The organism is Lachnotalea sp. AF33-28 (genome assembly GCF_003477885.1).
Taxonomy (GTDB): domain Bacteria; phylum Bacillota; class Clostridia; order Lachnospirales; family Lachnospiraceae; genus AF33-28.
Genome location: NZ_QUEE01000004.1, coordinates 1 through 13,181 on the forward strand (window position 1 = coordinate 1; position 13,181 = coordinate 13,181).

Below are 13,181 nucleotides of genomic sequence, written 5' to 3' on the forward strand. Positions count from 1 at the left end.
TTGACCGCCGATAAAAAATCAAAAAAATTTACACACTTTACTTGACAAACCCTCATAGACGAGATGCTGAAAGATTTTGAAATTCTTGCCTTTCAAATAAAAGTTTTAACCGCCTTTTCCATGGCAGGTTCAGCTGACTGGTGAATGTGCATGAAACTATAACATCAATTCATAGCACATGTCAATTTTAGATGTTCCTTCAATCAAACAAGTTTGTCCGTTTTGTCTGAATCCGTTTGCTTCATAAAATCTCCGCGCTGGTACATTTTCTTCAATAACCCAAAGAAAAATCCTTTTAATTTTGGCGGCTTTTGCTTCATCTATGACATATTGAATCAGTTTTCTTCCGATTCCCATTCCTTTAAAAAGGTTCTACATAAAATTCGCAAAGTTCAATGCTGTCAGCAGACGCTTTCCTATTAATAACACCTTTTATTATACCGTCGTCATAGACAAGCATTTGTTCAAGCAGCAATGGATTACTGCGATATGCTTCAATTAAATGGTTCACCTGAATTTCCTGAAACGAAACCAAGTCATTGTGAAATATTGATCTGTAAGCAACTCTTTTTCCAAATACAATTATTTCAGCTATTCGAGATAGATCTGTTGCAGCAGCTTTTCGTATCATACATTCACCTCAGATATCTTTATCGCTTTGATAATATCACTTTCGCAATTTTGAATAAAATGGAACACATTATATGCATCTTTGGCGTGTTTTGTGTCCTTCTTACCGATGAAATACGCTGCAAATAAAATTTCTATGCATTCCATCACACATGGGATTGCATTTTTCTCATTTTCAGTAAGATGAATGATGCTTTCGTAGCCCTTGATCACCGATTTAACGTTTTCAATCCATTCTAATTTGGTAAATGCGTCATCGGTTTCTTGTGCTAATAATCCTGCCAGGAAATAGCAGACATCAAATATTCTTATATTTCTCTGACTCAGATCGAAATCAATGTATCCTGATAAGTGGCCTTCAAAGAATAAGAAATTCCCAAAATGTACATCTCTGTGGATCAACTGTTTCGGCAGGAGATCATATACGCTTTCTAACATTGCTGCTGTCTTTGAATATTCTTTTTCGTCTATTAACGTCCACCCGTCAGTTGCTAAATTTTCCCGTATCCAGCCTTTCATCTCATTTAACAGACTGTTATCTCCAAATTCCAGTTCTTTTTCACATTTAATGAACGCCGTATGTAACTGTGCAATTGCACAGCCCATTTTCCAGGCCATTGTTTGATCTTTTATATCAGAAATATTGCTCCCCGGCAATTTGTGTGATACAAGGAAATATCGGTTGTTATACTCGACATATTTTTCACCATCTGTAGTGAGAACTGTCTTCGCAACCGGAATATCACAATTCAATAGCGTTTCCGATATTTTTATATTTCTCTCCAACTGCTTTTTGTCACTATATATTTTGATTACATAAGAACTGTTGATTTCCCATGCAGTGGGATATATTTGTAATAGCTGCCCACACTCAATTGCCCAGAAAGGCAAAATCTGTTTTATTATTTCTTTCATCTTCTGATATCTCACTTTCTCTTTGAAATGATTTTCAGATATGTTACTCCGACAAATGATATAATCCTTCTTTTCTTGCCGCCAACCGAAGGTTGATGACCTGCGCACGCTTCCGCTTTTCTTCCCTGAATCCTGTTTTCACCCCTTGTTTTTCATCACATGAACAGTCACAGGAAATTCCTCATTTCCGGGCATTACACCGGAGAGAGTATCGGTGATTTCAAATCCGCATGCAGTATACAATGCGATAGCGGGTGTATTTCCCTTTAATACCTCAAGACTTACTTCACCGTCTGCTTTCTGCAGTGCGAACTCCACGAGCGCCTTACCGATTCCTTTGCGTGAATAATCCACATCTACATACAGCCACGCAATTTCATCTTCCGTAAATGCCACAAAACCGACGGGTGTGCCCCGGTATTCAGCCACATAGACTTCATATTCAAAGAGTCCCTCCCGCGTAGCAGCTATAGACAGAGGCAGAAAGGCATCTGATAGTCCGGCCAGTGCTAATTCATTTTTTCTGGCCGGATCGTGTATTGCCTGCAGGCGCTTGTAATCTGCTTCCTGATACGCACGGATTCTGATGTTTAAATGTTCGCTGTCCATAACAGTACCTCACCTTTTCTTAACATTATAACACAAAATAAAGGAGACAGGAAACGGATTGGGAGTGTGGACTTGCCAGCAGACAAAGAGGTTGAATTTAAACATGAATCCGGTGATTTTGGAGCATACAAAATTACCGGATTTTTATATGATAATAATGGAAAATGAGAATTTTTTGCACGGTAAATGAACGATAGCAGGAGAAGGAGGAACGTTTTCAATGATCCGTATATATGATCTTCGGACGGAGTACCGTAAAGGACCGGTCGTTCTTGACTGCAGTAACCCAAGATTTTCCTGGAAATTAGAGAGTGATAAGCAGGGCGTTATTCAGAAGGAATACTGTATCCGGGTTTGGAACGGGCAGGAAGAGCTTTGGAACAGCGGCAGAGTGGAGAGTTCTAAGAGCCAGCGAATTCTTTATGAAGGCGGTGCTCTTCTTAGCCGAATGGAGCTGTTCTGGCAGGTGACTGTCAAGGCAGTGGATGAAAACGGCGCGGAAGAAACCGGCCTATCGGAAACAGCCGCCTTATCCATGGGATTGCTGAAAGAGGAAGACTGGAAAGCCAGATGGATTGAACCGGAGGGGGATGTGGATCCGGATGCAAGAAAGCCCGCACCCTATTTACGGAAAAGCTTTCATGTGAGACCCGGCCTTAAGAAGGCTTTTATATACCAGACTGCTCACGGGTTATACGAATTCTGGCTGAACGGGGTTACAGGTACAAAAGACAGGTTCAAACCGGGGTTTACCAGCTATTATTCCAGGATACAGTATCAGGCGTATGAAGTTACAGACTTGCTTTCTCCCGGCGAAAATGTCTGGGCGGCAGTGCTTGGTGATGGCTGGTGGCGGGGAGTAACAGGGGGAACTGTTGTCAATAACTTTGGAAAAAAGCTGCAATTTTTGGGCCAGCTGGAACTCTATTATGAGGATGGCACAGCGGAGACCGTCGTGTCAGATGAAGGATTCAAGACGGGTTATGGCGGATTAGAGGCCAGTGATATGCTGATGGGCGATGTATATGATGCGGCAAAAGAACCGGATGGCTGGAAGAAGCCTGGTTTTGACGATTCTGCGTGGAGACAGGTGCATGTGATCGATGAATCGGACAGACGGGGACATACAGACGCCAGGCGGATTGCCGGCGGACTGCCGGTCCGGGAAAAAGAAGAATTTTCACCGAGAGTGTTTAAGGATGCATCAGGAGCGCTTATTCTTGACTTCGGACAGAATATAGCAGGATATGTAAGAATGTGCCTGCATGGATGTACAAAGGGTCAGGCGGTAACGCTGACACACGCAGAGACGCTGGACCACCAGGGGAACTTTACCGTAGCGAATGTCAATAAATGCTCCTATCCGGTCAAAGCGTTCCAACAGGTGCAGTATCATTGCAGCGGAAAAGAAGAGGAATCCTATTGCCCCATGTTTTCTATATTTGGTTTCCGTTATGTGAAGATAGAGGGGTATACGGAAGAAATCAGGGACGGCGATTTTACCGCAGTGGCGGTCTATACAGATATGGAGGAGACAGGAGATTTTACCTGTTCCAACCCTCTCATAAATCAGCTTGTGAAGAACAGCAGGTGGAGCCAGAAGGGCAATTTTATGGATGTGCCGGTGGATTGTCCCACCCGTGAACGCAATTCCTGGACCGGTGACTGCCAGATTTTTGTCCGCACGGCATCCTGCTTCATGAATGTGTATCCGTTTTTTGAAAAATGCCTGACGGATATGGCACTGGAGCAATTCGGCAGCGGAAAGATCGGGATTACATTTCCGTCCACCAGCAGTGTCCATGACCCTGAGGAATTAGAGCGGATGAAAAGGCTGAATCCGTTATCGGCTCTGGCGGGACCGGAGGGCAACGGCAGTATCGGTGAGGACTGCGCCGGCTGGGGAGATGCTGCAGCGTGGATTCCGTATATGCTGTACCTGTGTTATGGAGACAAAAAAATACTGGAGAATCAATATGAGACAGCGAGGCGCTGGGTAGACTATATGCTTGCCTGTGCGAAAGAGCATAATCCCATATATGAGCCGCTTCCCATGTACCACACAATAACGGATGGGGAACTGGATGCGGATTATATCTATGATACAAAAATGCATTACGGTGAATGGCAGGAGCCGATTGCGAAGCCCTCTGCGGAACCGGAGAGCACAAATGCTCCAAAGAAGAACCTGGCAGATATCTTTGCCTTGATGGTGAAGTACGGTAAGCCCAAGGTGGCGACTGCATACATGTGCCGTTCAGCGGATAATGTGGCATTTATGGCGGAGGTTTTAGGCAAACAGACTGAGGCTGAAAAATACTTAAAGACTGCAGAAAAGATAAGAAACATGTATGAGAAATATCTGATAGATGAGGATGGCTGCATCGAACCCGGCCATCAGGCGGCATATGTGCGGGCATTGGCGATGAATCTTAGTACAGGGAAGAAGCGAAAGCTGGTAGAAGAGCAGCTGATTAAGGAAATTGAAGACAACGGGTATCGGCTGAATACAGGTTTTTTGTCCACCCCCTTTCTTCTGCCCACATTGGCAGAAATGGGGCGTGCGGATCTGGCCTACCGGATTCTGGAACAGACGGAAATGCCCAGCTGGCTCTATTCCGTCACAAAGGGAGCAACTACCATTCCGGAGAGCTGGGACGGCTTTGACGCGCTTAATGATTCCCTGAATCATTACAGCTACGGTGCGGTCTGCGAGTTCCTGTTTGCCTATGTGGCAGGCATACGTCCCTGCTTTGAAAAACCCGGATATGAGGAATTTGAACTGCATCCCATATTAGGAGGCAGTCTGACAGAAGCAAGAGCAGAATATGTGAGTTTATATGGGCCGATTATCTCTGAATGGAGACGGGAAGGGGACAGGTACTTCTATCAATGCACGGTACCGGCCAATACGAAAGCACGTTTGACGCTGCCTGACGGGAAGTTCCATATACTTGGCAGCGGAACTTATCAGTATACCGGAGTTACGCGAAACTATGAAAAGAAATAGGAGGACACTATGAAAGACACTAATTTACCGTATTCATTTAATGACGATGAGAGGAAGGTTCAGTTCAGCCGTTCTGATCTTTCTGCTCCCTGGATCAACTATTTATCCAATGGCAGGCTGCACGCATTTGTATCCCAGGCAGGCGGGGGTATGTGCTGGTGGCGCACACCGCAGAATTACCGGATTACAAGATACCGTTTTTATAATCTGCCCATAGACAGTCCAGGCTTCTACATCTATATCAGAATGAAGGATGGAACCGTATGGTCACCCACCTTCCGGCCTTGTGAGACGAAGCTGGATTACTGGGAAGCAGCACATTCCACCGGCTATACTGCCTTTACCGCAGAAAAAGACGGCTTAAGAGCTGTTTTAACGCTGTTTATGGCAACGGACAGCGATACATTTATCTGGGATTTGAAGCTTATTAATCTGAAAAGGGAGCAGGTGGAGTGCGATGTATTTGCCTATACGGAGCTCTCACAGCTTGCCTTTGCAAACGAGGTCAATCTGGGCTATTACCTCAAATGGAATGTCAGCGCTAAGTACGACGAAGAAATTAACGCAATCATGTATTTGTATACTTCCTGGATGCAGGTGGATGTGCAGAACTCACCGGTAGTCTATTTTTCCTCAAGCGAGAAGGCCGGTTCTTTCTGCTGCAACCGTGACTTGTTCTGCGGGAACTACCGGGATGAGAGAAATCCGGTGGAGGTAGAAGAAGGGAGACTTGGCGATGAAAATCTGGCCGGCGGCGAACCCTGTGCCGCGCTTCACTGCCACATCAGCCTTGCGCCGGAAGCAGAGAAGTGCGTGGATTATTTCCTGGGCGTTACACCCGGTGCACTTGTTGATTACGAAAACACAAGAAAGACAACCGCTGACACACTGGATTTTCTGAAGTCAGAAGGTGAAGTAGAGAGACAGTTTGCAAAAAACATGGCATGGTGGAATCATCATCTTGGCATATACCAGTGTCATATTCCGGATCACGTGGCTCAAAGGCAAATCAATATCTGGAATCCCATACAAAGCGTTGTCACAGCACGTTATTCACGGTCCATCAGTTCATCCGCTTCCGGCATCCGCGGTATAGGATTTAGGGACAGTGCCCAGGATATGCTTGCGCAGGCATACCGTAAACCGGAATGGGCTAAGGAGATGCTTTTTTATTTGTGCACACAACAGCATGAAGACGGACATGCGGTTCATGCCTGCTGGCCGGAGGACAATAAGCTGCCTCAGGAAGTAATGAGATCGGATGACCATATATGGCTTGCATATCTTGCATATGCGATTGCTGCGGAGAGCGGAGATATAGAATTTTTAAACGAGGAAGTCCCGTTTCTGGCAGAAGACCTGAAGACACCGGCAGCGCCTGCATCCATTTGGGAGCATTTGATGCGCGGAGTGGAATTTACAGAAAATCATATGGGTGAGCACGGTTTGCCGTTGATTTTATTTAGCGATTGGAATGACCATGTGGGACCCTTTGGAAGGGCCGGAAAGGGTGAAACCGTCTTTGTATCACAGCAGCTTATATATGCGTTGAAACAGCTTTCTGAAATCGCAGAAATGAGAGGGGACAAAGTAACCGTCAGCCGTTTTGCCGGGCTTATAAAAAAGCAGGAAGAAGCGCTTGAAAAGTATTGCTGGGACGGCGAGTGGTATGTACGCGGAATCGATGATGACGGTAAGCCTTTTGGGACTAAGGATGCAGATTATGCGAAGATCTGGGTAAATACCCAAAGCTGGATGATCATTGCAGGAAGCGGTGACAGGGATAAAAATATTCAGGCGATGGATTCTGTAAAAGAACATATGGACACCGGAATGGGATTGCTGATCAACACGCCGGGACTTCCTGCGGAGAAAGCGAATAACTTACCGGCGGGATATTCGGAAAACGGCGGAATTTTCTGCCAGGCGAACTGCTGGGCGATTATTGCGGAAGCGTTGCTTGGAAGAGGCGATCATGCCTGGAAATATTATAAGCAGTTAATACCCCATGAGGTCATTAAGAGAATCGGTGTTGAGAATTATAAGGGGGAACCTTATGCGTATTCCAGCACAATGCTTGGACCGGACAACGGGCAGTTTGGTCAGGCCTGCGTCTCACAGGTGACAGGAACAGCAGCGTGGATGGACGTTGCCGCTACACAGTATATATTGGGAGTCAGACCGACGATGAAGGGATTAGTGATTGACCCGAGTATTCCGTCCGAATGGAAAGGATTTTCTGTTGAGCGGACCTATAGAGGCAGTGTGATTAAAATTGAGGTTTCAAACCCCCAGGGCGTGCAGCACGGCGTAAAAAGCATTTGGATAGACGGCAGGGAGATTGAGGGCAATATCATAACACCGGCAATGCTGTACGGAAAAGAAAACGTAACGGCAGCCGTCATAATGGGGTAGAAGGGAAGGCTGACAGCAATGATAAAGACAAATTGGGTATGGATACCGGACTGGAATGCCGCAGATCAGGAGGAGCCGAAAATCGTCTATTTTCGAAGGGAGATCAATTTTACAGCAGTTCCGGAGAAATTAGACATTCGGATATCGGCGGACTCCAGATATAAGCTGTATGTAAACGGGAATCTTGCAGAGATTGGGCCCAGCAAAGGAGACCGTCAGATCTGGTATTATGATACGGTGAATCTGGCTACTTATCTGAAACAGGGAAGGAATGTCCTGGCTGTCATTGTCCTTCGCTATCCTATGGAAACTGCAAAAGGAAATCGGGCAGTCTTTCGTACCGATACTCCCGGATTTTATTTCAAGGGTGAATATGCGGACGAAACAGGAACGGCAGTCTGCCTGTCCGCAGATGAGAACTGGAAGTGTGTAAGAGAGGATCATATAAAAATCCACCCGGAAAACGAAGTTTTTGCGCAGCTCTATATTCTGGAGGAAGCAGGGGGGAACCCCCGTACGTTTGGGTGGATGCGGGACGACTATACGGATGATCACTGGCTGCCGGCAAAGGATCAGGGCTGGACGATTGTGAGTGCAAAGGCAGTAAGCCCTGGGAATCTCCACCCCAGGACAATTCCGTATATGAACAAGATTCCCAAAAAATTCACTGGCATTCAGACAATCAGAGATTCCGGTATCAGCGAAGCAGACTGGAACCGTATGCTGGCAGGAGAGGGAACTGTCACTGTCGCACCCCATTCGAAGGAGATTGTGGAGATAAATGCTGGGGAGTTGATGACTGGTTTCTTAAAGCTTGCTGTCAGAGGTGGAAAAGAAACGAAAATCAAAATTCTGCAGTCAGAATCGTATTACCTTCCCAAAGAACCGGACGAACCGGAAAACACCATGCCAGTAAAAGGAGACCGAACGGATGATAAGAACGGCCATTTGCTCGGAGTTACGGACACTTATGAGGTGGCAGGCTGCGGTAAAAGAGGGGATACGGAGACTTATGAACCCTTCTGGTTTCGAACTTTTCGGTTTATCCGGCTTGAGATTGTAACAGCAGAAGAACCGTTAACGATAGAGAGCTTCGATTATCAGGAGACAGGATATCCCCTGGAAGTGAAAACCTGGGTGACAACTTCCGATGAATCCATGGGGGATATCTGGGATATCAGTGAGAGGACTCTGCGAAGATGCATGCATGAGACCTATGAAGACTGTCCTTTTTATGAACAGCTTCAATATGCTATGGACACCAGGTCACAAATCTTATACACCTATATGATTTCCGGGGATGACAGGCTGGCCCGTAAGTGCTTTGATGATTTCAGACGGTCACAGCGCTACGACGGCATGGTGAGCTGCTGTTATCCGAATGTTTCGTTTTTTATTATCCCCGGATTCTCTATTTATTACATAATGATGCTGTATGACCACATGATGTTCTTTGGTGACCGAGAATTGATTCATTCTTATCTGCCTGTGATCGACAGGATATTGGAGTATTTCCACAGGCATCTTAACAAGGATGGAATCGTGGATAAAATCGGCGGTAAACTATTCCGGGACACTTCCTGGTCCTTTGTGGACTGGACAGCAGAGTGGGATGCAACATCCGGAGTACCGTCCGCAGGAATGTCAGGACCGATTACCATGGAGAGCCTTCTTTATATCATGGGGCTTCAGCATGCTGCAATAATGGCTTCCTTCGCCGGAAGAAAGTCTGCGGCTGCGGAATATGAAAAACGTGCAAAACAGGTGCGCGACGCAGTCCGAAATTACTGTATGGGAGCCAACGGTATGATTCAGGATGGGCCGGGTGTCGATGAATACAGCCAGCATTGCCAGGTTTTTGCCGCACTGACGGATACGGTTATAGGGGAACAGGGAAGAGAGAATCTCTTAAGAACTCTGAAAAATAAGAAGGATTATGCACAGTGTTCGGTTGCCATGGCGTATTATTTGTTCCGCGCACTGGAAAAATGTGATCTCTACGAATATACCGGTGAGCTATGGGAGGTATGGCGCAATATGGTAAGAAACCATCTGACCACCTGTGTGGAAGATCCTGTTGGACAGAGAAGCGATTGCCATGCATGGGGGGCCCTGGCCCTCTATGAACTGCCCGCTGTTATTCTCGGCGTCCGCCCGACAAAACCGGGTTTTGAAGAATTTGAGGTAAGACCGACACCCGGTCATTTTACCTGGGCCAAAGGGGAAGTCATAACACCTAAGGGGATGATTAAAGTTCAGTGGAAGAAAACAGGAGAGGATATAGAGGTTCAATATTGGGAGGACAAGTGAAATGGAAGCAAGTTTCGATACGGCGGCCTGTGCAACATTCTATATAAAAAAGAAACGGTGAGGGAAGAAGGAGGTTTTTTGCATGCCATATTATTGTAATCCGTTAAATGTAAATTACCGGTATCAGATTCCTAAAAAAATAAATGAGACGGAACCGGGACCGGCATGGCGGGAGGCTGCTGACCCGTCCATGATTTATTTTAAAGGCAGCTACTATATCTTTGCGTCCATGACCCTGGGGGTATGGGTGTCCAAAGATTTAGCTCACTGGGAGAATCGTCCTCTTCCCGAAGAACTTCCGCTCTACGATTATGCTCCGGATGTACGGGTGATGGGAGATTATGTGTATTTTTGTGCATCCCGTGTTTTAAAGAATTGTGACCGTTACCGTACCAAGGATATTTTGAATGGGCCTTATGAGAAAATTCCCGGAAATTTTTCCTTCTGGGACCCGAATCTCTTCATTGATGAGGACGGACGCGTATATTTTTATTGGGGATGCTCCAATGATATGCCGATCTGCGGAACGGAGCTGGATCCGGAAACCATGCTTCCAATAGGAGAAAAGAAAAATCTTATTTTCGGGAATCCGCGGGAAAGAGGATATGAACGTGTGGGCGAGGATAATTCGGTTAATGCGATGAGTAAAGAGAGCCAGCCATTTATCGAAGGCGCCTGGATGGACAAACATGACGGGAAATACTACCTTCAATATGCTTTTGCCGGAACGGAATACAATACATACGGCGACGGTGTATATGTGGGGGACAGCCCGTTAGGCCCCTTCACACCACAGAAAAATAATCCCTACTCCTATCATCCGGGCGGATTTATGCCGGGAGCCGGACATGGCTCCACCATGGAAGACGCGGCCGGGAATTTATGGCATACAGCAACTATGCGGATCAGCCTGAACCATATTTTTGAGCGCCGTGTAGGACTGTGGCCTGCCGGATACGACAAAGACGGCGAGCTGTATTGTAATCAGCGTTATGGTGACTGGCCAGGAAAGATTACGGGAGATAAGAAAGACCCTTGGGAAGAACCGGATTGGATGCTGTTAAGTGTGGGAAAAAGGGCTGGTGCTTCCTCGGAAACGGAAGGTCATCCCGCTTCTAATGCGGTCTGTGAGAATGTACAGAATTGGTGGAAGCCCGCTTCCGATGACAGCAGCCCGTGGCTGCTCCTGGATTTGGAAAAACAGTATCGGGTCCATGGCATACAGATTAATTTTGCAGATGACTTGCTGTATCTGCCGTGCAGAGATGAGTCCAAAGGAATTACCCGGTTTATTGAGGACAGAACGTATCCTACCCGGTGGAAGCTGTGGGGTTCAAAGGATGGCGCGGATTGGTTTGTGATAGAAGATAAATCGGCAGCAGAGACAGATTTTTCCCATGATTTTATCGTGCGTGAGGAAGGGGTATCTCTGCGTTATCTGAAATTGACGGATATGGCTGTTCCGTATGAGCAGCAGCCGTGTATTTCCGGAATCCGTGTGTTCGGCAAGGGGGATGGCAAAAAACCGGAAGAACCCGGGTTTAAAGCGGTTCGGATCGGTGACCTTGACATGGAGGTGGAGATTCTTAAGGAAGCAGGAGCTAACCGACAGGATTCCCGTGCCCTTGGGTACGAAATTTTGTGGGGCCATGCGCCGGATAAGCTTTACCACAGCAGAACATTATATGGAGAAAAGGTGTGTATCGGTGCGCTGGTAAAGGGGGAGGAATATTATGTCCGTGTGGATGCCTTTAACGAGAACGGGATTACACATGGAAGTGTACGGAAATTGAGTATCTGAAATTGAGAAGTGACACCGGTGTATAAAGAAAGCGAGGAATATTATGAGCAAAGAGAAAATGGATATTTCAAAGGTTCTGGCAATCTTGGCACAGCCCAAGGAAACACCCGCACCGCTTGTGCATGTAGAACGTCTTCGGCTGGAAGTGCCGTATATCACCAGGGAAAGGAAAGTCGATGTGCGCGCGGTGCATGTGGTCATGCCGGAAGCCGCGGCCCGTCCCATGCCGCTGATTTACGTTCCCCATTATGAGATGGGGGAGGACTCCCTGGAGCTTCGCGATTACCTGGCGAAGGGATGGGCGGTGGCCTGTCCGGCAGAATTTTCAGATAACTATAACGGAAGCCTTACGGATGATGATCTGGTGTTCAACAATGCGGTTCTTTATACTCTTCGTCACAGAACACAATTCGACAGGAAACGGATCATTCTGGTGGGAGGCAGCGCAGGCGGATATATGTCCCTGATGCTTAGCGGTCTGCAGCTGGGACACTGCGCTTCCATCGCCAACGGACCTATTACGAATGTATATTTTAATTTTCATTATTACTTTAATAAAGCCAATGCATTAAATCTCCAGGCACTTGCGAGGATACTGGCAGAAAAGGAGACACAGGGAACGCAAGTCGGCCGTTCCCCGAACGAACAGGATGAGAAGGCTGAAAACAGAGCGCTGGATATGCTGAAAAATTTGTCGGGAGTTCCCATTCCGTTTCTGGCGGGATTGGCGGGATTATTTGCTCCCATTGGCGATAATTTCCCGGATAAAGAGGATACACAGCGCTGGGTAGCATTGTCGCCTGTGGGTCTTGCGGACTGCTTCTGCAGTCCTGTCATGGTAAATCACTGTACTTCGGATGTACTGGTTCCGGTGGATCAGATTAGCAAGCGCTTTACATATGCAAAACCTGGAGATTCTCTGCCCGAGGATTTTGATGCGAGGCTGCCGGAGACTTTTCCGGGTAAACTTAAGTACTCGCTGGAAGAATGTCTGCCGCAGGCAGATACGAGGACAGAATGCTTCAAGGTTCCGGAAGAAGAAACATCCTGCAACCTTCCCTATGACAAGAGCAAACGCTTTAACCTGAACATCTTTGATGACGGTCCCATAGAAGGGTATGGAACCCATTCTTCCCGCATGAATGCAGGCAGAAGATTTGACGTGCCGTATCTGGAAGAAATGTTTGAAAAGACATCAGCAAAGACTTGTATCCTTACACCGGCTATGTTAAAGAGGCTGCTGCTGCGTTATCAGGGAAAAAGTATTGCACTTCCTGCGCATATAGGTGTGGATGACAGTATTTACGGCTCCCTTACAGTGTATCAGAAGGAAGTGGCGGAGGAATTGTCCGATTGGACAGATATTCATGGAAAAGAAGCGTTAGTGGACATTTTTGAAGAAATGATGAAGTCAGAAGCGGATCCAACATGCCGTGCATCGCTGCAGGAGACTATGAAAGAGCTTGGGGCGTCAGAAGGAGGTTTGTGAGT

General features: G+C 46.7%; 9 protein-coding genes. 5 read left to right on the forward strand and 4 right to left on the reverse strand.

The features are described 5' to 3' along the window. Positions 1–156: 156 nt before the first annotated feature. The 4 genes from DWZ56_RS23740 to DWZ56_RS06605 all read right to left on the reverse strand — a co-directional run bounded on the left by DWZ56_RS23740 (position 157) and on the right by DWZ56_RS06605 (position 2,154). On the reverse strand, positions 157–357 hold the full coding sequence (locus DWZ56_RS23740; protein ID WP_118555605.1) for a GNAT family N-acetyltransferase: 201 nt from the start codon (positions 355–357) through the stop codon (positions 157–159). A 4-nt stretch (positions 358–361) separates the two neighbouring features. Next, positions 362–631, reverse strand: coding sequence for a hypothetical protein (locus tag DWZ56_RS06595; protein ID WP_118555606.1), 270 nt, complete (start codon positions 629–631; stop codon positions 362–364). Continuing rightward, positions 628–1,545 carry a phosphotransferase enzyme family protein gene (locus DWZ56_RS06600; protein WP_118555607.1) on the reverse strand — a complete coding sequence of 306 codons (918 nt, stop codon included), beginning with the start codon at positions 1,543–1,545 and terminating at the stop codon, positions 628–630. Before DWZ56_RS06600 ends, DWZ56_RS06595 begins: the two co-directional genes overlap by 4 nt. 138 nt (positions 1,546–1,683) lie before the next feature. Continuing rightward, positions 1,684–2,154 carry a GNAT family N-acetyltransferase gene (locus DWZ56_RS06605; RefSeq protein WP_199679554.1) on the reverse strand — a complete coding sequence of 157 codons (471 nt, stop codon included), beginning with the start codon at positions 2,152–2,154 and terminating at the stop codon, positions 1,684–1,686. A gap of 220 nt (positions 2,155–2,374) precedes the next feature. Between DWZ56_RS06605 and DWZ56_RS06610 the strand changes: the two genes are divergently transcribed. The 5 genes from DWZ56_RS06610 (at position 2,375) to DWZ56_RS06630 (ending at position 13,179) form a co-directional block, all read left to right on the forward strand. Then, a complete protein-coding gene (locus DWZ56_RS06610; protein ID WP_118555608.1) occupies positions 2,375–5,164 on the forward strand; it encodes an alpha-L-rhamnosidase in 2,790 nt (929 codons plus the stop codon). Positions 5,165–5,173: 9 nt separating this feature from the next. Next, positions 5,174–7,579, forward strand: a complete 2,406-nt coding sequence (locus DWZ56_RS06615; RefSeq protein ID WP_118555609.1) for a GH36-type glycosyl hydrolase domain-containing protein — start codon at positions 5,174–5,176, stop codon at positions 7,577–7,579. Between the two features lie 18 nt (positions 7,580–7,597). Beyond that, positions 7,598–9,889 carry an alpha-L-rhamnosidase-related protein gene (locus tag DWZ56_RS06620; RefSeq protein ID WP_118555610.1) on the forward strand — a complete coding sequence of 764 codons (2,292 nt, stop codon included), beginning with the start codon at positions 7,598–7,600 and terminating at the stop codon, positions 9,887–9,889. Positions 9,890–9,971: 82 nt separating this feature from the next. Continuing rightward, a complete protein-coding gene (locus tag DWZ56_RS06625; protein ID WP_118555611.1) occupies positions 9,972–11,690 on the forward strand; it encodes a family 43 glycosylhydrolase in 1,719 nt (572 codons plus the stop codon). A 43-nt stretch (positions 11,691–11,733) separates the two neighbouring features. Beyond that, positions 11,734–13,179 (forward strand): alpha/beta hydrolase family protein, encoded by a 1,446-nt coding sequence (locus tag DWZ56_RS06630; RefSeq protein WP_118555612.1) that lies wholly within the window; start codon positions 11,734–11,736, stop codon positions 13,177–13,179. Positions 13,180–13,181 lie beyond the last annotated feature (2 nt).

Excerpts from the sequence above, each read along its gene's own strand:
- DWZ56_RS23740 (WP_118555605.1), bottom strand. The coding sequence starts at position 357 with ATGGGAATCGGAAGAAAACTGATTCAATATGTCATAGATGAAGCAAAA.
- DWZ56_RS06595 (WP_118555606.1), bottom strand. The coding sequence starts at position 631 with ATGATACGAAAAGCTGCTGCAACAGATCTATCTCGAATAGCTGAAATA.
- DWZ56_RS06600 (WP_118555607.1), bottom strand. The coding sequence starts at position 1,545 with ATGAAAGAAATAATAAAACAGATTTTGCCTTTCTGGGCAATTGAGTGT.
- DWZ56_RS06605 (WP_199679554.1), bottom strand. The coding sequence starts at position 2,154 with ATGGACAGCGAACATTTAAACATCAGAATCCGTGCGTATCAGGAAGCA.
- DWZ56_RS06610 (WP_118555608.1), top strand. The coding sequence starts at position 2,375 with ATGATCCGTATATATGATCTTCGGACGGAGTACCGTAAAGGACCGGTC.
- DWZ56_RS06615 (WP_118555609.1), top strand. The coding sequence starts at position 5,174 with ATGAAAGACACTAATTTACCGTATTCATTTAATGACGATGAGAGGAAG.
- DWZ56_RS06620 (WP_118555610.1), top strand. The coding sequence starts at position 7,598 with ATGATAAAGACAAATTGGGTATGGATACCGGACTGGAATGCCGCAGAT.
- DWZ56_RS06625 (WP_118555611.1), top strand. The coding sequence starts at position 9,972 with ATGCCATATTATTGTAATCCGTTAAATGTAAATTACCGGTATCAGATT.
- DWZ56_RS06630 (WP_118555612.1), top strand. The coding sequence starts at position 11,734 with ATGAGCAAAGAGAAAATGGATATTTCAAAGGTTCTGGCAATCTTGGCA.